The organism is Pseudomonas sp. NY5710 (genome assembly GCF_013305665.1).
In the GTDB taxonomy this organism is placed as follows: domain Bacteria; phylum Pseudomonadota; class Gammaproteobacteria; order Pseudomonadales; family Pseudomonadaceae; genus Aquipseudomonas; species Aquipseudomonas juntendi.
The window spans coordinates 3,380,386-3,398,878 of the sequence record NZ_CP045554.1 but is presented as its reverse complement, the minus strand read 5'-3'; the positions used below and the strand labels follow the sequence as shown (position 1 = coordinate 3,398,878).

The following is an 18,493-nucleotide window of genomic DNA, read 5'->3' as shown; positions in this document are numbered from 1 at the left end:
AAGAGTGGTACATGAGCGATAGCGTCGAAATGTTTACCGATGGTGCCTGCAAGGGCAACCCTGGCCCGGGTGGCTGGGGGGTGCTGATGATCTACAAGGGCGTCGAGAAGGAACTGTGGGGCGGCGAACGTGAAACCACCAACAACCGCATGGAGCTGATGGCGGCGATCCAGGGGCTGATGTCGCTCAAGCGTGAATGCGAAGTCGTGCTGACCACCGACTCGCAGTATGTGATGAAAGGCATCAACGAGTGGATGGTCAACTGGAAGAAGCGCGGCTGGAAAACCGCGGCCAAGGAGCCGGTTAAAAATGCCGACCTGTGGCAACTGCTCGATGAGCAGGTCAACCGCCACAAGGTCACCTGGAAGTGGGTGCGCGGGCACATCGGCCACCCCGGCAACGAACGGGCCGACCAGTTGGCCAACCGTGGGGTCGATGAGGTGCGCGCCCAGCGTTGAGCTGGGGTACAATCGCCGCTTTGTAACTGATGCAAGTTGGAGCGCCCGGCGTGGAGCAGCAGCAAGATAAACGGTACGTGATTCTCGATACCGAGACCACGGGTATGCCGGTTGGCGAAGGTCACCGGATCATCGAAATCGGCTGTGTCGAGGTGATCGGCCGGCGGCTGACCGGGCGGCATTTCCATGTCTACCTGCAGCCGGACCGCGAGAGTGACGAGGGGGCGATCAACGTCCACGGCATCACTGATGCGTTTCTGGTCGGCAAGCCGCGCTTTGCCGATGTGGCCGATGAATTCTTCGAGTTCATCCAGGGCGCTACCCTGGTCATCCATAACGCGGCGTTCGACGTAGGCTTCATCAACAACGAATTCGCCTTGCTGGGCCAGCAGGATCGCGCGGACGTTTCGCAGTACTGCACCATTCTCGATACCTTGCTGCTGGCGCGTTCGCGCCACCCGGGGCAGCGCAACAGCCTCGATGCCCTGTGCAAACGCTACGATATCGACAACTCGGGCCGTGAGCTGCACGGCGCACTGCTCGACTCGGAACTGCTGGCCGACGTCTACCTGGCGATGACCGGTGGCCAGACCAGCCTGTCGCTGGCCGGCCATGGGGCGGATGCCGAGGGTGACGGGCAGGCTGGCGGCGGCAGCGAAATCCGCCGGATCACCGGGCGAGCGCCGGGGCGCGTGATCATGGCCAATGCCGAAGAGCTGGAAGCGCATGCCGAGCGGTTGGCAGCCATAGCCAAATCGGCAGGCGGGCCTTCGATGTGGCAGGTGCTGACCGAATCAGCTGCCGGCTGATTGTGGCGATCTGTCTTGCTGCTGCCGGTTATCCATCACCGGCCATGCGCCACGGCTTGCTTCACGGAATGCGGATGAGCTCGACACCGCTGCGGGCCAGTTCGAAGCGGTTTTCGCCCAGGTAATTGACCTTGTCGCCGATGGCCAGGCGGTAGGTGGTGATGGGGGCGCCCAGTGTGCTGCCGTCAAGTTGCAGGGTCGACTCCTGAAACTCGTGCACGGGGTAGATGCGGCCTTCGGCGTCACGGGCGTGGAATTGGCCGACCATTACTGCTGCCATTTGGGTGGAAACCTCTGAAATACGTAGGAAATGTCTGTAGTCATAGACCGTGCAGGAGGGCTGGAAGTTTTCGCGTCGATGAAAAAAAACCAAAGCGGCGAGAAACGGTCATCTATAACTACAACGTCCTTTAACCCGTATAGGTAGGAAATTGCCATGAGCCAGGTGTATTCGGTTGCGGTTGTCGTCGGTAGCTTGCGCAAGGAGTCCTACAACCGTAAGGTCGCCCGCGCGCTTGCGGAGCTGGCGTCGTCCAGTCTAGCCCTGAAAATCGTCGAAATTGGCGATCTGCCGCTGTACAACGAGGATGTCGAGGCCGAAGGCGCTCCTCAGTCCTGGACACGGTTTCGCGAGGAGATCCGCCGCAGCGATGCCGTGCTGTTCGTCACCCCTGAATACAACCGCTCGGTCCCCGGCTGCCTGAAGAACGCCATTGACGTTGGCTCGCGGCCTTACGGGCAAAGTGCCTGGAGCGGCAAGCCCACCGCAGTGGTAAGCGTTTCGCCAGGGGCTATCGGCGGCTTTGGTGCCAACCATGCCGTGCGCCAGGCGCTGGTATTCCTGGACATGCCGTGCATGCAGATGCCCGAAGCCTACATTGGCGGTGCCGCCAACCTGTTCGAAGAGTCGGGCAAGCTCAACGACAAGACCCGGCCATTCCTGCAGGCCTTCATCGACAAGTTTGCTTCATGGGTGAAGCTGAACCGGTCGGTCTGAACCGCCAACCCACTATTGCGATGCCTCTTGCCGCAGTGGCCTGGCCCGCTGCTGCAAGGGGCACTCATGCGTCAGCGGAAGCTGTAGGAAACCCCGGCGTATACGCTGAAGCCTTCGCCCGGTGTGGAGCGCGCATTGTCATTACCGGCATCGTTGTAGGCGGGCGTCACCGTCGCTGCATAACGCTGGTTGGTGAGGTTGCGCAGGTCCAGCCAGGTCTGCCAGTCCTGGCGGGGTGAATCCCAACCGATGCGCGCGCCGAGCAGGGCATATTCATCAGCGTGGTAGCTGTTGGCATAGTCCACCTGCACCTTGGACGCCAGCTGGGTATTCACCCCGGCATGGAAACCGCTTGGCCAGTCGTAGCGCAGCTCGGCCTGGTAATAGTGCATGGGGATGCCGGGCATGCGATTGTCACCGAACGCCTCGTCATCGCGGTAGTGGAAGTCACTGAATGTATAGGCCTGGCGCAGGCTCAATTTGCCCGTGCCTGAGCGTTCCCACAACGTACTGACAAGGCCGGCTTCCACACCTTGGTGCACCGTGGCGCTGGCATTGAACTCGGAGGTGAAGTTCGGCACCACTTCCACGGCGAGCAGTTCGTGGCGCACCTGTGCATAGTACCAGGCCAGGTCCCAGCGGCCGATGGCCGAATCGCCACGTGCGCCCAGCTCCAGGGTAGTTGCAGTCTGGTTCTGCATTTCGATCGGCTGGATCTGTTTGCCGCCAGTACTCGGTGCGCTCCAGATCAGCGACCAGGGGTGTGGCGGCTCGACCGAACGGCTGAGGTTGCCATACACCTGCAGGTCCGGCCGGAGGTCGTAGCGCAAGCCCACACGGGGGGCGTAATCCCAGTCATGCATGCTCACTTTGCCGCCCTCGGCAGGGTAGGTGACGTCGCTTTCACGCCGGGTGTAGATCATCGCCAGGCCGGTGGTCAGCCACAGGTTGGGCACCAGTTCCAGGTCATTGCCGGCATGCAGCACGGTATCGGAGCCCTGGTACGTGAAGTCCCGCGTTCTTGCACCGAACACGTCGCCAGTGCGGGCGAACTGCGACGCGCCGCTGTTTGGCAGGTGTTTGGTGGTGCGCCAGCCGAGGGTGGTCTTGCTCTCGTGGCCGTACAGGCTGGCGCGGCGCGAATAGTTGAGCGTGCCGCTGACGTCGGTATAGGCCACCTTCAAGCGCATCGGCCCTTCGCGCAGGTCCATGGGGTAGTCGTGGTAAACCAGGCCGGCTTCCACCCGCGCGTCATCGTCGAGGTAGAAGGTAGTCTTGTTGCCTACCCAGGTGCTCCCCGGTTGCGGGCGGCTATCGTCACGGGCCAGGTAGGCCGGGTTGGCCGCCCGGGGGTGGTGTTTGATCTGGTCCTTGGTCAGGCGCCCGGCCAGTTCGTTCTCGGTTTCCCGGTAGCGCAAATAGAAGCGCGTTTCGAGGTTGGGGTTGAAGCGGTAGCCGACATTGGCAGCCACGCCCTTGGCACTGCCGCTGCTGTGAGCCTGGTAACCGTCGTATTCGGCATCGGTCAATGCGACGTAGTAGTCGAGGTTGCCCAGCACCTGGCCCGAACTGATATGCCGATGCTGGTAGCCGCGGCTGCCCACCTCGTAGCGTACCTGCAGCGGTGCAGCGTCATAGCCGGTGTGGGTGACGTAGTTGATCGCGCCACCCAGTGCCAGCGCGCCCAGATCGAAGCCGTTGGCGCCGCGCAACACCTCGGCGCGGCTTAGCCACAAGGGTTCGAACAGCTCGTAGGGGGTGCCCCCCGGGCCGGTCAATGGCAGCCCGTCGAACATCGTGTACACGCCAGAGCCATGTGCCCCCGGGGCACGATTGAGGCCTGAGCCGCGGATCGACAACTTGATCCCGTCGTTGCCTGCCGATTGTGCGAACACACCGGGCTGGTAGGCCAGCACGTCCTGGTTGCTGGCCACCCGGCCTTGGCCGACGCGTTGCATGTCCACCAGGTTGCTGGCGCCCGGTATTTCGCGCAGCCGCTGGGTTGCCGCCGTCAGTTCGGTCTGCTCCTCGTCGGTGATCAGGACCTGGTCGAGCTCGACCGAGGGTGCCGCCACGGCAGGCTGGGTGGCGCCGATGGCAGCCAGCAGGCCCAGGCAGGATGACAGGGGCAAAACGCGACGCATTGTACGACTCCAGGCGAAAGGCGAATGGACAACGGCGTTGAGACGAGCGAAATGCCGCCGGGAGCACGAAGAAAAGCACTAATTTTCCCGCTGCTTTCGTCAGACGCTTTTGTACGAAAGTTCTTTACAACCGGCGGCGATGGAGGCTGCTGCCCGGGCTTCGTAAGGTGAACGCAGATCGGCAAGCGTGCCGTGCTCATTCACCCGTGGAGTTCAAACATGACCGACAACGCTCGACATTCGCAGCACCCTCCGACGGACGCCCCGGTGCGCCTGACACCACGTGAACAGCAGGTGCTGCTGTGGTGCGCCTATGGCAAGAGTTCCTGGGAAATCGGGCAGATCCTGGAGTGCAAGGAGTCGACCGTGAATTTCCACGTGTCCAACATCCTGCGCAAATTCGATGTGCCCACCCGGGTAGCTGCAGTGATCAAGGCTATTCGTTACGGCATGCTGGCCGAGCAATGAGGAGGTGACACATGAGTACCGATCGCCTACCGCGCATTGCCGATAGCCACGACCCGTTCTGGCCACGGGTGGACTTGGGCAGGTTGCATGAACGCCTGAAGCTGCAGCAGCCAGTCAGTGATGCGGCGCTGGAGCTCGCCGCGCGCTGTGCCGTGATTGCCGCGGCAAGCGAGTTCGCCCGCTGGCGAGCGGCGCTGCGTGAGCGGGGCTACCAACGCCTCGAGGACGTGGCCGGGCATGACCATGGGCGCGCCTTGCGCGTGTGTTACACCCGTTTTGTCGAAGCCGCGATCCTGCACACCTTCGGTTGCACGCCTTGCCGGGATAAATCGCGACGAGGGCTTGAACATGCCTGAACAATGGTTCTGCGACCCCTTGGGTTCAACCTTGGCACAGATGCTGGGGGTGGAAGGCAACGTGTTGTTCGCCGCGCTGCTGGGGGCGTTGCTGGTCAGCGCTGCGCGCGACCGGTTGATCACCAACACCGCCAAGCGCCTGACACTGGCCAAGAAACTGTTGCTGGTGTTCGTCACCGTAGGCGTGGGCCATTTGTTCGAGCCGCTGATTTCGGAGTCGGTGCCTTTGCTGTCACGTGGCATGGCCGGTTTTGTGGCAGCGGTAATCGTCATTCCGGTGAGCCTGAAGGTCATGGTGCTGGTCGACACCCTCGACCCGCGTGAACTGATCCAGCGCTGGCGAAAACGGGGTTAGCCCGTCAGCTCGCTCAACTGCTGTTCCAGTTGCCGGATACGCTGCTTGTCTTCGATGAACAGCAAGATGGCTTGGCGGTCGCTGGGCGACAAGGTGCGCAGGCGCTCAAGCACATCGGCTTCCCAACCTCCCAACCCTCGGCTTGCCGGGGCCTGCTCGCCATGGCCTAGCAGAAGCCAGTCCAGCGAGCAGGCGTGTTGCCTGGCGATCTCGATGCAAAGGGAATAGGGAATGCTATCGCGCACCTTCCAACTGCTGAGCGTCTGCGGGCTCACCGACAGTGCGCGCGAAAGCTCGGCGTCGGACTGCGCGCCAGTTAGAAGCTTGAGCCGCGTGAGCACCGCAGCCAGTACGTGAGTACTCATAACAAATATCCATGACTGGTTTAATGATATTCCATGGGCTTAAACTACTCGTTATGAATACAGCCCTGCGTTTTAAGGAGCATTTCTGCAATGAGAAACACCAACCTGAAGAATAGTCCCGCTTTTGTGGCCAATACTGACACACTCCGGCGAGCATTCTCACTGAAGTTGAACCTGAACAGTGCTTGCAGGTATTTGCCGTGAGTACTTACAAGCTTGTCTGCCCGCACTGCCACAGCCGGATGCGCATACGCACCAGTGAAGGTCGCCATATTTTCCTGCGCATCGCTTATTTGCAATGCACAACCGAGGCCTGTGGCTGGTCGGTGCGTGCCGAATTCGAAATGACCCATGAACTGTCGCCCAGCGGCATGCCCAACCCGGAAGTCTACCTGCCTTCAGCCAATGGTGATTTGCGCAAGGCGGCCCTGCCGGGCGCAGGGCTGGGTAGCCCTGGTGAATGAGCTGGCATGCTCAGCGACCTAAAACGCGCACATAAAAAAACACCCCGCATCAGCGGGGTGTTTTCATTGCCAGGGCAATCAGCCGATCAATTGCAGGCCGGCTTGCTGGACCATTTCCAGCAGGGGTTGCGGGTACACACCCAGTACGAAAGCAAGAATGGCGATGGCCAGCAGCATGACGCCACCGGTGCGCTGCTCCCACTTCAGCGGTGCGTCGTGGCGACGCAGGTTCGGCTCGACCAGGTACAGGGTGACCATGACACGCAGGTAGTAGTACACGCCGATGGCGCTGCCGATCACCAGCGCCCCAACCAGCCACCACAGGTGCGACTCGACGCCAGTGGCGATGATGTAGAACTTGCCGATGAAACCGGCGGTCAGCGGGATGCCCGCCAGTGACAGCATCATCACGGTCAGCACTGCGGTCAGGTACGGGCGGCGCCAGAACAGGCCGCGGTATTCGTACAGGGCATCGGCGTCACGGCCACCATAGGGCGAGGACATCAGGGTGATGACCCCGAAGGCGCCCAGGCTGGTGATCACGTAGGTGACCAGGTACACGCCCATGGCTTCCAGGGCCAGGCCCTTGCTCGCGATCAGGGCGATGAGCAGGTAACCGAAGTGGGCGATGGACGAATAACCGAGCAGGCGCTTGAGGTTGCTCTGGGTCAGCGCCAGCAGGTTACCGACCAGGATGGAGGCAACGGCGATGACCGCCAGTACGGTGCTCAGCACGCCGCTGCTGGCAGCAGGGGAGAGCATGAACAGGCGCACGACCACGGCGAACACCGCGACCTTGCTGGCGGTTGCCAGGAACGCGGCAACCGGCGCCGGGGCGCCTTCGTACACGTCCGGGGTCCACAGGTGGAAAGGTACCAGCGACAGCTTGAAGGCCAGGCCGACCAGCATCATGCCCAGGCCCAGTTGGGCGACCAGGCTTGGCATGCTGGTAGCCGCCAGGGCCTTGCCGATCTGGTCGAAGCTCAGGCTGCCGGCGTCGGCGTACAGCAGGGCCATGCCGAACAGCAGGAACGCTGACCCGGCGGCCGACAGCACCATGTACTTGATACCGGCTTCCAGCGAGCGCTTGTTGAAGAACGCATAGGCCACCAGGCCGTAGACCGGCACCGACAGCAGCTCCAGGCCGATGAACAGCCCCGCCAGGTGGTTGGCGCTGACCAGCACCAGGCCACCGAGTGCCGACATCAGCAGCAGCAGGTAGAGCTCTTCACGGTTGCCCGGGAAGCCTTTGGAGCCTTCGCCCAGGTAGGCGTGGGCCAGGGTGACGCAAGCCAGCGTGGCCACCAGGATGATCGCCATGTACAGGCAGGCGAACTTGTCGATGGTCAGCAGCGGGGTGACCGCCAACGGTGCCACCTTCAGCACCGGCAGGATCGACAGCAGCGCCAGGTTCAGGCCCACGGTGGACAGCAGGAAGGTTTGCGAGTGGTTGCGCTTCCAGGCGATCGCCAGCATCACCACCACCGTGGTGATGGTGGTGATCAGCATCGGCGCCAATGCGATGAAGTGTTGAGTGGTGAATTCCATAGCGCTCTTACCGGGCCGAAGCGAGTTGAGTGAAAGCGGAGCCGAGCCACTGCTGCACACCACTCATGGTGGCGGCAGAGGTGTCGAGGAATGGCTGCGGATACACGCCCAGCAGGATCAGCAGGACCGCCAGGCCCAGCACCATGATCAGCTCGCGACCGTCCATGCCGGCCAGTACGGTGTCGCTCTTGGCCGGGCCGAAGTAGGCGCGGTGGATCATGATCAGCGAGTACACCGAGCCAAATACCAGGCCGGTGGTGGCGATCACGGTGATCCACGGTACATGCACGAAGCTGCCGAGCAGGATCAGGAACTCGCCGACGAAGTTGCCGGTGCCGGGCAGGCCCAGCGAGGCGGCGGCGAAGAACAGGCTGATGGCGGGCAAGTAGGCGATACGGTGCCACAGGCCGCCCATCTGGCGCATGTCACGGGTGTGCAGGCGCTCGTACAGCTGGCCCGACAGGATGAACAGCGCCGCAGCCGACAGGCCGTGGGCCAGCATCTGGATTACCGCGCCTTGCAGGGCCTGCTGGCTGCCGGAGTAGATACCGATCAGCACGAAGCCCATGTGCGAGACGCTGGAGAAGGCGATCAGGCGCTTGATGTCGGTTTGCGCGAAAGCCAGGAACGCACCGTAGAAGATGCCGATCAGGCCCAGGGTCATGGCAATCGGCGCGAACTCGGCCGAGGCGTTCGGGAACAGCGGCAGGGCGAAGCGCAGCAGGCCATAGGCCGCAGTCTTCAGCAGGATACCGGCCAGGTCCACGGAACCTGCAGTGGGCGCCTGGGCGTGAGCGTCAGGCAACCAGGAGTGGAACGGCACCACCGGCAGCTTCACCGCAAAGGCGATGAAGAAGCCCAGCATCAGCAGGTATTCCACGCCCGCAGGCAACTGGGCCTTGAGCAGGTCGCTGTAGTTGAAGGTCAGCACGCCGGTGGTGTTGTAGTTGACCAGGACCAGGCCAAGGATCGCCACCAGCATGATCAGGCCGCTGGCCTGGGTGAAGATGAAGAACTTGGTCGCCGCGTAGATCCGGGTCTTCTTGCCATCTGCCGAGCTGTGACCCCAGAGCGCGATGAGGAAGTACATCGGCACCAGCATCATTTCCCAGAAGAAGAAGAACAGGAACAGGTCCAGTGCCAGGAACACACCGACCACGCCGCCCAGGATCCACATCAGGTTGAGGTGGAAGAAGCCGACATGACGCTGGATTTCTTTCCACGAGCACAGGACCGACAGCACACCGAGCAGGCCGGTAAGCAGGACCATCAGCAGCGACAGGCCATCGAGGGCCAGGTGGATGCTGATGCCGAAGCGCTGGATCCACTGGACTTTGTATTCCAGGGCCCAGGCCGGTTCGGCGCCAGGCGCGGGGGCGAGGGTGTAATCGCCGTGAGCCCACAGCCACAGGCCGATGCCTAGCAGCAGGGACATGGTCAGCAGCGCGATCCAGCGTGGCAGGGTGGCGCCGAAGCGCTCACCCAGCCAGCACAGGAAGCCGCCGATGAAGGGGATCAGGATCAGCCAAGGCAAAATCATGACGGGTTCGTTTCCTTTTGCAGGGTCGCAAGGTTCGCAAAGTTCATGGTCATACCGCAGCCACTACCACAGCGCCGAGTACCAGCACTGCGCCAACGGCGATCGAGGCGGTGTACCAGCGCAGTTGGCCAGTCTCGGTCTTGCTCATGGCGACGTGGCCGCCGCGAGCCAGGCGAGGGATGAGGCCAATGCCGCGGTCAACCGGATCCTTGCGCAGCATGTGGCTGATCAGCAGGTAAGGTTTGACGAACAGCTTGTCGTAGATCCAGTCGAAGCCCCAGGCAGCGAACCACCAGGCCGAAAGCACGCGGCCGATGCTGCTGTTGGCCACCGCACTGACGAAGCTGCGCTTGCCCAGGAACAGCAGGGCTGCCAGCAGGATACCGGCAATGGCGATCGACCCCGAGGTGATTTCCAGCGCGTGCTTGGCTGCGCCACCGGCATGGCCGGCGCTTTCAGGCAGCACGCCGGCCAGCGGTGGGGTGATCCAGGCACCGATGAAGGTCGACAGCACGATCAGTACGCCCAGCGGCAGCCAGTGGCTGATGCCGTGGCCGGCATGCGCTTCGGTCTTGGCTTCGCCGTGGAAGGCGATGAAGATCAGGCGGAAGGTGTACAGCGAGGTCATGAACGCGCCCACCAGGCCGGCGTACAGCAGGCCGGTGTTGCCGCTGGCGAAGGCTTCCCAGAGGATCTCGTCCTTGGAGTAGAAGCCTACCGTCACGATCGGCAGGGCGGCCAGGGCCGCGCCACCGACCACGAAGCTGGCATAGGCCAGGGGCAGTTTCTTCCACAGGCCGCCCATCTTGAAGATGTTCTGCTCGTGGTGGCAGGCAACGATCACCGCACCGGAGGCCAGGAACAGCAGTGCCTTGAAGAACGCGTGGGTCATCAGGTGGAAGATCGCCGCGTCCCAGGCACCGACGCCCAGGGCCAGGAACATGTAGCCGATCTGGCTCATGGTCGAGTAGGCGAGGATACGCTTGATGTCGGTTTGCACCAGCGCGGCGAAGCCGGCCAGTACCAGGGTCACGCCACCGACTACGCCTACCAGGTGCAGGATGTCGGGTGCCAGCAGGAACAAGCCGTTGGTACGGGCGATCAGGTACACGCCCGCAGTCACCATGGTCGCGGCGTGGATCAGTGCCGAAACCGGGGTAGGGCCGGCCATCGCGTCCGCCAGCCAGGTCTGCAGTGGCAGCTGGGCCGATTTACCCACCGCACCACCCAGCAGCATCAGCGTTGCCAGCACCATCCAGGTGTCGCCCGCCTGGAATTTCTGTGGTGCCAGCACCAGCAGCTCCTGCACGTTCAAGGTACCCAGCTGGGCGAACAGGATGAACAGGCCGATGGCCATGAACACGTCGCCGATGCGGGTGACGATGAATGCCTTGAGTGCGGCATTACCGTTGTTGCGGTTGCTGTAGTAGAAACCGATCAACAGGTACGAGCACAGGCCCACGCCTTCCCAGCCGAAGTAGATGAACAGCAGGTTATCGCCAAGGATCAGGAACAGCATGCTGGCGATGAACAGGTTGGTGTACGAGAAGAAGCGCGAGTAGCCGGCTTCGCCACGCATGTACCAGGAGGCGAACAGGTGGATCAGGAAGCCGACACCGGTGACCACGCCAAGCATGGTGACCGACAGGCCGTCCAGGTACAGGGTGAAGTTCGGCGCGAAGCCGTCCACCGACATCCACTGCCACAGCAACTGGCTGTAAGCGCCGCCTTCAGGTGGGGCGACGTTGAATTGCCAGATGACGTAGGCGGCCGTGGCCGCCGACAGGCCTACCGAGCCGACGCCGATCAGCGCGGACAGGTTCTCCGAGAACCGTCCCCGCGAGAACGACAGCAGCAGGAAGCCGATGAGGGGAAAGACGAAAGTCAGGAAGAGAAGGTTCATCCGCGCATCTCACTGGCAGCATCGATGTCGAGAGTGTGGAACCGGCGGTACAGCTGCAGCAGGATGGCCAGACCAATGCTGGCCTCGGCAGCTGCCAGGCTGATCACCAGAATGAACATCACCTGGCCGTCGGGCTGGACCCAACGGGCCCCGGCGACGACGAACGCCAGGGCAGAGGCGTTCATCATGACTTCCAGGCTCATGAGCACGAAGAGGATGTTGCGGCGGACCATCAGGCCAACCAGACCTAAACAGAACAGGATGCCGGCGACTGCCAGGCCATGTTCGAGAGGGATAGCACCCATGATTTACTCCTTCGCCTCGTTGCGGCCCAGGTGGAAGGCGGTCACAGCTGCCGCCAGCAGCAGCATCGACGCCAGTTCGACCACCAGCAGGTAAGGGCCGAACAGGCTGACCCCCACGGCTTTCGGGCCCACGGTGGTACCGCTGATGCCAGCGCCGCTCGGGCTGACGAACAGCACATACAGCAGCTCTGCCAGCAACAGGGCGCCAAGGATGACCGGCCCGGCCCAGATGCCTGGCTTGAGCCAGCCGCGCTCCTGGGCGACCGAGGCCGGCCCTAGGTTGAGCATCATCACCACGAACACGAACAGCACCATGATGGCGCCGGCGTAGGCGATCACTTCCAGGGCACCGGCGAACGGCGCACCGAGGGAGAAGAAGATCATGGCCACGGAAATCAGCGAAATGATCAGGTATAGCAAGGCGTGCACGGGGTTGGTGCCGGTCACCACCCGAAGGGTGGAAACCACGGCGATCCCGGATGCGAAGTAGAAAGCGAATTCCATCTTTCTGTCCTTATGGGAGCAAGCTCTTCACGTTGATCGGCTCGGCTTCGTTCTGTGCAGCACCTTTCGGCTTGCCAGCGATGGCCATACCCGCAACACGGTAGAAGTTGTAGTCAGGGTTCTTGCCGGGGCCGGAGATCAGCAGATCTTCTTTCTCGTACACCAGGTCCTGACGCTTGAACTCGGCCATTTCGAAATCCGGAGTCAGCTGGATCGCGGTGGTCGGGCACGCTTCTTCACACAGGCCGCAGAAGATGCAGCGCGAGAAGTTGATGCGGAAGAACTCCGGGTACCAGCGGCCGTCCTCGGTTTCGGCTTTCTGCAGCGAGATGCAGCCGACCGGGCAGGCCACCGCGCAGAGGTTGCACGCTACGCAGCGCTCTTCGCCGTCGGGGTCGCGGGTGAGCACGATGCGGCCGCGGTAGCGCGGCGGCAGGTACACGGGCTCTTCGGGGTACTGCAGGGTGTCGCGTTTGCGAAACCCGTGGGAGAACACCATGGCCAGGCTGCGCAGCTGGGTGCCTGTGCCCTTAACGATGTCGCCGATATACTTGAACATGGGTCAAATCCTCACTGGGCCGCGACGGCTGGCGTGTTGTAGAGCACGAGCGCAGCGGTCACCAGCAAATTGATCAGGGTCAGCGGCAGGCAGAACTTCCAGCTGAAGTCCATCACCTGGTCATAGCGTGGGCGCGGGATCGAGGCGCGCAGCAGGATGAACAGCATGATGAAGAACGCGGTCTTCAATGCGAACCACAGGAACGGCAGTTGCGGCAGGATGCCGAACGGGCCGTGCCAGCCGCCGAAGAACAGGGTTACTAGCAGCGCCGAGATGAGGATGATGCCGATGTACTCACCGACGAAGAACATGCCCCACTTCATGCCGGCATACTCGATGTGGTAGCCGTCGGCCAGTTCCTGTTCCGCTTCCGGCTGGTCAAACGGGTGACGGTGAGTCACGGCCACGCCAGCGATGAAGAAGGTGCAGAAGCCGAAGAACTGCGGGATGATGAACCACAGGTTCTGCGCCTGGTACTCGACGATGTCGCGCATGTTGAACGAGCCCACCTGCACCACCACGCCCATCAGCGCCAGGCCCAGGAACACTTCGTACGACACGGTCTGCGCCGACGCCCGCAAGCTGCCCAGCAGGGCGTACTTGTTGTTCGACGACCAGCCGGCAAACAGCACTGCGTAGACCGACAGGCCGGCCATGGCGAAGAAGAACAGCAGGCCGATGTTCAGGTCGGCGACGCCCCAGCCCGGGGTGATCGGGATGATCGAGAAGCCGATCAGCAGGGCGCTCATGGCCACGACTGGCGCCAGGGTGAAGATCATCTTGTCGACGAAGGGCGGGTTCCAGTCTTCCTTGAAGAACATCTTCAGCATGTCGGCTGCGATCTGGAACATGCCGAACGGGCCGACACGGTTCGGACCGTAGCGGTCCTGCCACCAGCCCAGCAAGCGGCGTTCGACGAAGCTGAGCAGGGCGCCGCAGACCACCACGGCCAACAGCACCACGATAGCCTTGACGACCTGGATGATCACATCGATCACTTCGGGGGTGAACCAGCTCATTGTGCTGCCTCCTGCAGACCTTCGACGGGGGCACCGAAGATGGCAGGCGGAATGCCGGCCAGGCCTTTCGGCAGCGCGACCAGGCCAGCGCCCAGCTCTTCATTGATACGCAGCGGCAGGCGCAGGGCCACACCGGCAACGGTCAGGCTCAGCAGGGCACCTTCGTTGACGCCCAGGCGGTCGGCCTCGGACTTGGCCAGGGCCACGTAGGCCGCCGGAATACGCTGTTGCACCGGGGCGGCGCGCGAGGAGCTTTCTTCACTGCCGAACAGGTGGAAGAACGGCACCGCCGTCCAGGTGCCACGGGCCGGGTTGAAGGCGCCCGGAATGGCGCTGAACCAGTTCAGGCGGTCGCCTTGCGACTCGATCAGGCGCACGCCCGGGTCACCAGCACGCAGGTGGCCACCGACCTCGTCCTGGAACTTGTTCCAGGCTTGCGGCGAGTTCCAGCCCGGGGACCAGGCGAACGGCACCTGCTGGCGCGGTTCGGCCGAACCCGAGTAGCCTTCCATGGAGAAGGCGAACGCGGTGTCCTTGTCTTGCGGGGTACGTGGCTCGTGCACGCTGATGTTGGCGCGCATGGCGGTACGGCCGGAGTAGCGCAGCGGCTCGCGGGCCAGCTTCATGCCCTTGATGCGGAACGCGGCGCTTGGCGCCGCATTGACGATGCCGGCCAGTTGCGGCGCGGCAGCAGCACAGGCGCTGGTCACGTGGTCCAGTTGCGTCCAGTCGACCGGCTTGTTCAGCAGGGTGGCACGCAGGGCGTGCATCCAGCGCCAGCCTTCGTGGATCTGGATGCTGCTGTCCAGGTACTGCGGGTCGAACACCTGGAAGAAGCGCTGGGCACGGCCTTCCTGGCTGACCAGGGTACCGTCGCCTTCGGCGAACGAGGCGGCCGGCAACACCAGGTGGGCGCGGTCGACCGTCGGGGTTTTCGAGTGGTCGGCGACGATCACCACTTTGGCGGCCGCCAGTGCTGCGTCGACCTTGGCAGCCGCTACCCGGGCGTACAGGTCGTTTTCCAGCACCACGATCGCATCGGCTTTGCCGCTGATGACGGCGTCCAGCGCGGCATCTACCGACTCGCCACCGAGCATGGCCAGGCCGATGCTGTTGGCCTCTGGCACCACCAGGCTCAGGGAGCCGCTTTTCTCGCGCAGCTTCAGGGCCTTGGCGATGTTGGCGGCGGCTTCGATCAGGGCCGGGTCGGCCAGCGAAGTGCCCGCTACCACCAAGGGGCGCTTGGCGGCCACCAGGGCGTCGGCGATGCGCTGGGCCAGGGCTTTGGCTTCGGCGTCCAGGCCTTCGACGGCCGGGGCGCTCGGGTCGATGGCGTGGGCCACGGCGAAGCCGAGGCGGGCCAGGTCGGCGGGGGCTGCGTGCACACACTCTTGCGCCACGTCGTCCAGCTTGGTTTCAGCCAGCGAAGCGATGAACAGCGGGTACAGCGCGTGCTGGCCGATGTTCTTCACGGCAGCGTCGAGCCAAGGCTGCACCTTCATCGCTTCGGCCATGGCCTCGGCCTTGCCCTTGGTCGCCTGGCGCACAGCCAGCGCGACGCGGGCAGCGGTCTGGGTCAGGTCTTCACCCAGCACGAACACGGCGTCGTGGTCTTCGATGTCGCGCAGGGTCGGCACCGGCAGCGGGCTGTTGTTCAGCACGTCCAGGGCCAGGCGCACCCGGGCCAGCTCGCCAGCTTCCATGCCCGAGTAGAAGTACTCGGCACCGACCAGCTCACGCAGGCCGTAGTTGCTTTCGAGGCTGGCGCGTGGCGACCCGATACCGACGATGGTGCGGCCGCGCAGCAGGTCGGCGGCCTTGTCCAGGGCGGCGTCCAGGCCCAGCTTGGTGCCGTCGGCCAGTTTTGGCTGGCGCGGGCGGTCCGTGCGGTTGACGTAACCGTAGCCAAAGCGGCCGCGGTCGCACAGGAAGTACTGGTTCACCGAACCGTTGAAGCGGTTTTCGATACGGCGCAGCTCGCCGTAGCGCTCGCCCGGGCTGATGTTGCAGCCGCTGGAGCAGCCATGGCAGATGCTCGGGGCAAACTGCATGTCCCACTTGCGGTTGTAGCGCTCGGAGTGGGTCTTGTCGGTGAACACGCCCGTTGGGCAGACTTCGGTCAGGTTGCCGGAGAACTCGCTTTCCAGCACGCCGTCTTCGACGCGACCAAAGTACACGTTGTCGTGGGCGCCGTAGACACCCAAGTCGGTCCCGCCGGCATAGTCCTTGTAGTAGCGCACGCAACGGTAGCAGGCGATGCAGCGGTTCATCTCATGGGCGATGAACGGGCCGAGGTCCTGGTTCTGGTGGGTACGCTTGGTGAAACGGTAGCGGCGCTCATTGTGGCCGGTCATTACCGTCATGTCCTGCAGGTGGCAGTGACCGCCTTCCTCGCACACCGGGCAGTCGTGCGGGTGGTTGGTCATCAGCCATTCGACGACGCTGGCGCGGAACGCCTTGGACTCTTCATCATCGATGGAGATCCAGGTGCCGTCGGAAGCAGGGGTCATGCAGGACATGACGATACGACCACGGGTGTCGTTCTCGTCGGTGTACTGCTTGACCGCGCACTGCCGGCAGGCACCCACGCTACCAAGCGCGGGGTGCCAGCAGAAATAAGGGATGTCGAGGCCGAGTGACAGACACGCCTGTAACAGGTTGTCAGCACCGTTGACTTCGAGCGCTTTGCCGTCTACGTGGATAGTGGCCATTGTTCAAAGTTCTTCGTTGGCCCGCGTGAGCGGGCGTGGCTAATGGAAATCGGTGAGCCTGCGGCACGCCACGAGTCATTCGGGCCTGCCGGCGGGCTGGCGGGTGGCACGGACCACCCGCGTTCTATCTTTTTATGCGCCGACCACAATCGGCTTCGCCAGGTTCGGGCGCAGGGTGCCAGCGCTTTCAGGCGCCACACCGGCCTCGAACTCCGAGCGGAAGTATTTGATGGCACTGCCCAATGGCTCGACGGCACCTGGTGCGTGAGCACAGAAGGTACGGCCTGGGCCAAGGAAGTTGACCAGCCCCAGCAGCGTCTCGATGTCTTCGGCGCGGCCCTGGCCGTTTTCCAGTGCGCGCAGCATTTTCACGCTCCACGGCAGCCCGTCACGGCAAGGGGTGCACCAGCCGCACGACTCGCGGGCGAAGAACTCTTCCATGTTGCGCAGCAGCGACACCATGTTGACGCTGTCGTCGACCGCCATGGCCAGGCCCGTACCCATGCGGGTGCCGACCTTGGCGATGCCACCGGCGTACATCTGCGCATCGAGGTGCTCGGGCAGCAGGAAGCCGGTACCGGCGCCGCCTGGCTGCCAGCACTTGAGCTTGAAGCCGTCACGCATGCCACCGGCGTAGTCCTCGAACAGCTCGCGGGCGGTAACGCCGAACGGCAGTTCCCACAGGCCCGGGTTCTTGACCTTGCCGGAGAAGCCCATCAGCTTGGTGCCGTGGTCTTCACTGCCTTCACGGGCCAGCGACTTGTACCAGTCGTTGCCGTTGGCAACGATGGCGGGCACGTTGCACAGGGTTTCGACGTTGTTCACGCAGGTCGGTTTGCCCCATACACCCACCGCAGCAGGGAAGGGCGGCTTGGAGCGCGGGTTGGCGCGGCGGCCTTCCAGCGAGTTGATCAGCGCGGTTTCTTCACCGCAGATGTAGCGCCCGGCACCGGTGTGCACGAACAGCTCGAAATCGAAACCGCTGCCCAAGATGTTCTTGCCCAAAAGGCCTGCGGCCTTCGCTTCATCGATGGCGCGGTTGAGGTTTTTCGCGGCGGTGGTGTATTCGCCGCGCAGGAAGATGTAGCCGCGGTAGGCCTTCAGGGCGCGGGCGCTGATCAGCATGCCCTCCACCAGCAGATGGGGCTGTTGCTCCATCAGCATGCGGTCCTTCCAGGTGTTGGGCTCCATTTCGTCCGCGTTGCACAGCAGGTAGCGGATGTTCATGGATTCGTCTTTGGGCATCAGGCCCCACTTCACCCCGGTGGGGAAGCCGGCGCCACCACGGCCCTTGAGGCCCGAGTCCTTGACGCTTTGCACGATATCGTCGGCGGACATGTCTGCCAGCGCCTTGCGCGCGGCGGCGTAGCCGTTCTTCGATTCATACTCGGCCAGCCATACCGGTTCGCCGTCATCACGCAGGCGCCAGGTCAGCGGGTGGGTTTCGGCCGTGCGCGCGATGCGGTTGGCCGGGCCGAAGGAAGTAATGGTCATACGTAACCCTCCAGCAGTTTGGAAACGCCAGCCGGCTGCACGTCACCGAAGGTGTCGTCGTCGATCATCAGCGCCGGGGCTTTGTCGCAGTTGCCCAGGCAGCATACCGGCAGCAGGGTGAAGCGGCCGTCTGCGGTAGTCTGGCCAAGGCCGATGCCCAGTTCGCTCTGGATCTGGCTGACCACCGATTCGTGGCCGCCGATGTAGCAGACCATGCTGTCGCACACGCGGATGATGTGGCGGCCGACTGGCTGGCGGAAAATCTGGCTGTAGAAGGTGGCTACACCTTCGACGTCGCTGGCCGGAATGCCCAGCACTTCGCCGATGGCGTGGATGGCGCCGTCCGGCACCCAGCCGCGTTCCTTCTGAACGATCTTCAGGGCTTCGATGGACGCCGCGCGCGGGTCCTCGTAGTGGTGCATTTCGTGCTCGATGGCCGAGCGCTCGGTTTCGCTCAGGGCGAAACGGTCTGTCTGGATAAGCGTGCTGTTCAT

Annotated in this window: 20 protein-coding genes; 7 read left to right on the top strand and 13 right to left on the bottom strand. The window is 63.2% G+C overall.

From position 1 onward, the window contains the following. Nucleotides 1-11: 11 nt before the first annotated feature. Both rnhA and dnaQ read left to right on the top strand, forming a co-directional pair. Nucleotides 12-458, top strand: coding sequence for a ribonuclease HI (gene rnhA / locus GEV39_RS15550; protein WP_029886642.1), 447 nt, complete (start codon nt 12-14; stop codon nt 456-458). A 50-nt stretch (nt 459-508) separates the two neighbouring features. Continuing rightward, on the top strand, nt 509-1,267 hold the full coding sequence (dnaQ, locus tag GEV39_RS15545; RefSeq protein WP_173890220.1) for a DNA polymerase III subunit epsilon: 759 nt from the start codon (nt 509-511) through the stop codon (nt 1,265-1,267). Nucleotides 1,268-1,328: 61 nt separating this feature from the next. Here dnaQ and GEV39_RS15540 read toward each other — a convergent pair whose 3' ends face one another. After that, on the bottom strand, nt 1,329-1,547 hold the full coding sequence (locus GEV39_RS15540; RefSeq protein WP_009686408.1) for a hypothetical protein: 219 nt from the start codon (nt 1,545-1,547) through the stop codon (nt 1,329-1,331). 156 nt (nt 1,548-1,703) lie between these two features. On the opposite strand from GEV39_RS15540, the gene GEV39_RS15535 reads away from it, so the two are divergent. After that, nucleotides 1,704-2,264 (top strand): NADPH-dependent FMN reductase, encoded by a 561-nt coding sequence (locus GEV39_RS15535; RefSeq protein ID WP_173890218.1) that lies wholly within the window; start codon nt 1,704-1,706, stop codon nt 2,262-2,264. A 71-nt stretch (nt 2,265-2,335) separates the two neighbouring features. Here the strand turns inward: GEV39_RS15535 and GEV39_RS15530 are convergent, their stop codons facing one another. Further along, a complete protein-coding gene (locus GEV39_RS15530; RefSeq protein WP_173890216.1) occupies nt 2,336-4,408 on the bottom strand; it encodes a TonB-dependent receptor family protein in 2,073 nt (690 codons plus the stop codon). A 219-nt stretch (nt 4,409-4,627) separates the two neighbouring features. On the opposite strand from GEV39_RS15530, the gene GEV39_RS15525 reads away from it, so the two are divergent. From GEV39_RS15525 to GEV39_RS15515, 3 genes are read left to right on the top strand one after another with little or no spacing between them, the layout of a single operon-like run. After that, nucleotides 4,628-4,876, top strand: coding sequence for a helix-turn-helix domain-containing protein (locus tag GEV39_RS15525; protein WP_173890214.1), 249 nt, complete (start codon nt 4,628-4,630; stop codon nt 4,874-4,876). Between the two features lie 11 nt (nt 4,877-4,887). Then, a complete protein-coding gene (locus GEV39_RS15520) occupies nt 4,888-5,232 on the top strand; it encodes a head completion/stabilization protein (RefSeq protein ID WP_173890213.1) in 345 nt (114 codons plus the stop codon). Next, nucleotides 5,225-5,587 carry a hypothetical protein gene (locus GEV39_RS15515; RefSeq protein WP_173890211.1) on the top strand — a complete coding sequence of 121 codons (363 nt, stop codon included), beginning with the start codon at nt 5,225-5,227 and terminating at the stop codon, nt 5,585-5,587. Before GEV39_RS15520 ends, GEV39_RS15515 begins: the two co-directional genes overlap by 8 nt. Here the strand turns inward: GEV39_RS15515 and GEV39_RS15510 are convergent. Beyond that, nucleotides 5,584-5,952: a helix-turn-helix domain-containing protein gene (locus GEV39_RS15510; protein ID WP_173890209.1), complete on the bottom strand. Its 369-nt coding sequence runs from the start codon at nt 5,950-5,952 to the stop codon at nt 5,584-5,586. The genes GEV39_RS15515 and GEV39_RS15510 overlap by 4 nt on opposite strands. Nucleotides 5,953-6,152: 200 nt before the next feature. On the opposite strand from GEV39_RS15510, the gene GEV39_RS15505 reads away from it, so the two are divergent. Next, nucleotides 6,153-6,416, top strand: a complete 264-nt coding sequence (locus tag GEV39_RS15505) for an Ogr/Delta-like zinc finger protein (protein ID WP_110676793.1) — start codon at nt 6,153-6,155, stop codon at nt 6,414-6,416. A 78-nt stretch (nt 6,417-6,494) separates the two neighbouring features. On the opposite strand, the gene nuoN is transcribed toward GEV39_RS15505, so the two are convergent. The 10 genes from nuoN to nuoE all read right to left on the bottom strand — a co-directional run bounded on the left by nuoN (nt 6,495) and on the right by nuoE (nt 18,493). Beyond that, nucleotides 6,495-7,964, bottom strand: a complete 1,470-nt coding sequence (gene nuoN / locus GEV39_RS15500; RefSeq protein WP_009686417.1) for an NADH-quinone oxidoreductase subunit NuoN — start codon at nt 7,962-7,964, stop codon at nt 6,495-6,497. 7 nt (nt 7,965-7,971) lie between these two features. After that, complete coding sequence (gene nuoM, locus GEV39_RS15495; protein ID WP_173890207.1) at nt 7,972-9,504, bottom strand: NADH-quinone oxidoreductase subunit M; 1,533 nt, start codon at nt 9,502-9,504, stop codon at nt 7,972-7,974. Between the two features lie 49 nt (nt 9,505-9,553). Beyond that, on the bottom strand, nt 9,554-11,407 hold the full coding sequence (gene nuoL / locus GEV39_RS15490; protein ID WP_009686419.1) for an NADH-quinone oxidoreductase subunit L: 1,854 nt from the start codon (nt 11,405-11,407) through the stop codon (nt 9,554-9,556). Further along, nucleotides 11,404-11,712: an NADH-quinone oxidoreductase subunit NuoK gene (gene nuoK, locus GEV39_RS15485; RefSeq protein WP_003251446.1), complete on the bottom strand. Its 309-nt coding sequence runs from the start codon at nt 11,710-11,712 to the stop codon at nt 11,404-11,406. The genes nuoL and nuoK overlap by 4 nt, the downstream gene beginning before the upstream one ends. Before the next feature lie 3 nt (nt 11,713-11,715). After that, complete coding sequence (gene nuoJ, locus GEV39_RS15480; protein WP_054913411.1) at nt 11,716-12,216, bottom strand: NADH-quinone oxidoreductase subunit J; 501 nt, start codon at nt 12,214-12,216, stop codon at nt 11,716-11,718. 10 nt (nt 12,217-12,226) lie between these two features. Then, nucleotides 12,227-12,775, bottom strand: coding sequence for an NADH-quinone oxidoreductase subunit NuoI (gene nuoI / locus GEV39_RS15475; RefSeq protein WP_016488223.1), 549 nt, complete (start codon nt 12,773-12,775; stop codon nt 12,227-12,229). Nucleotides 12,776-12,786: 11 nt separating this feature from the next. Next, on the bottom strand, nt 12,787-13,794 hold the full coding sequence (gene nuoH / locus GEV39_RS15470; RefSeq protein ID WP_029886631.1) for an NADH-quinone oxidoreductase subunit NuoH: 1,008 nt from the start codon (nt 13,792-13,794) through the stop codon (nt 12,787-12,789). Continuing rightward, entirely contained in the window at nt 13,791-16,505 is a 2,715-nt protein-coding gene (gene nuoG, locus GEV39_RS15465; protein WP_173890205.1) for an NADH-quinone oxidoreductase subunit NuoG, read from the bottom strand. Before nuoG ends, nuoH begins: the two co-directional genes overlap by 4 nt. Before the next feature lie 132 nt (nt 16,506-16,637). Then, nucleotides 16,638-17,999, bottom strand: coding sequence for an NADH-quinone oxidoreductase subunit NuoF (gene nuoF, locus GEV39_RS15460; protein ID WP_009686424.1), 1,362 nt, complete (start codon nt 17,997-17,999; stop codon nt 16,638-16,640). Then, nucleotides 17,996-18,493, bottom strand: coding sequence for an NADH-quinone oxidoreductase subunit NuoE (gene nuoE / locus GEV39_RS15455; RefSeq protein ID WP_003251433.1), 498 nt, complete (start codon nt 18,491-18,493; stop codon nt 17,996-17,998). The genes nuoF and nuoE overlap by 4 nt, the downstream gene beginning before the upstream one ends.

Excerpts from the sequence above, each read along its gene's own strand:
- nuoH (WP_029886631.1), bottom strand. The coding sequence starts at position 13,794 with ATGAGCTGGTTCACCCCCGAAGTGATCGATGTGATCATCCAGGTCGTC.
- nuoN (WP_009686417.1), bottom strand. The coding sequence starts at position 7,964 with ATGGAATTCACCACTCAACACTTCATCGCATTGGCGCCGATGCTGATC.
- GEV39_RS15515 (WP_173890211.1), top strand. The coding sequence starts at position 5,225 with ATGCCTGAACAATGGTTCTGCGACCCCTTGGGTTCAACCTTGGCACAG.
- GEV39_RS15535 (WP_173890218.1), top strand. The coding sequence starts at position 1,704 with ATGAGCCAGGTGTATTCGGTTGCGGTTGTCGTCGGTAGCTTGCGCAAG.
- GEV39_RS15510 (WP_173890209.1), bottom strand. The coding sequence starts at position 5,952 with ATGAGTACTCACGTACTGGCTGCGGTGCTCACGCGGCTCAAGCTTCTA.
- nuoL (WP_009686419.1), bottom strand. The coding sequence starts at position 11,407 with ATGAACCTTCTCTTCCTGACTTTCGTCTTTCCCCTCATCGGCTTCCTG.
- nuoM (WP_173890207.1), bottom strand. The coding sequence starts at position 9,504 with ATGATTTTGCCTTGGCTGATCCTGATCCCCTTCATCGGCGGCTTCCTG.
- GEV39_RS15525 (WP_173890214.1), top strand. The coding sequence starts at position 4,628 with ATGACCGACAACGCTCGACATTCGCAGCACCCTCCGACGGACGCCCCG.
- nuoI (WP_016488223.1), bottom strand. The coding sequence starts at position 12,775 with ATGTTCAAGTATATCGGCGACATCGTTAAGGGCACAGGCACCCAGCTG.
- GEV39_RS15530 (WP_173890216.1), bottom strand. The coding sequence starts at position 4,408 with ATGCGTCGCGTTTTGCCCCTGTCATCCTGCCTGGGCCTGCTGGCTGCC.
- GEV39_RS15540 (WP_009686408.1), bottom strand. The coding sequence starts at position 1,547 with ATGGCAGCAGTAATGGTCGGCCAATTCCACGCCCGTGACGCCGAAGGC.
- nuoE (WP_003251433.1), bottom strand. The coding sequence starts at position 18,493 with ATGAACAGCACGCTTATCCAGACAGACCGTTTCGCCCTGAGCGAAACC.
- nuoJ (WP_054913411.1), bottom strand. The coding sequence starts at position 12,216 with ATGGAATTCGCTTTCTACTTCGCATCCGGGATCGCCGTGGTTTCCACC.
- nuoG (WP_173890205.1), bottom strand. The coding sequence starts at position 16,505 with ATGGCCACTATCCACGTAGACGGCAAAGCGCTCGAAGTCAACGGTGCT.
- rnhA (WP_029886642.1), top strand. The coding sequence starts at position 12 with ATGAGCGATAGCGTCGAAATGTTTACCGATGGTGCCTGCAAGGGCAAC.
- nuoF (WP_009686424.1), bottom strand. The coding sequence starts at position 17,999 with ATGACCATTACTTCCTTCGGCCCGGCCAACCGCATCGCGCGCACGGCC.
- GEV39_RS15520 (WP_173890213.1), top strand. The coding sequence starts at position 4,888 with ATGAGTACCGATCGCCTACCGCGCATTGCCGATAGCCACGACCCGTTC.
- nuoK (WP_003251446.1), bottom strand. The coding sequence starts at position 11,712 with ATGGGTGCTATCCCTCTCGAACATGGCCTGGCAGTCGCCGGCATCCTG.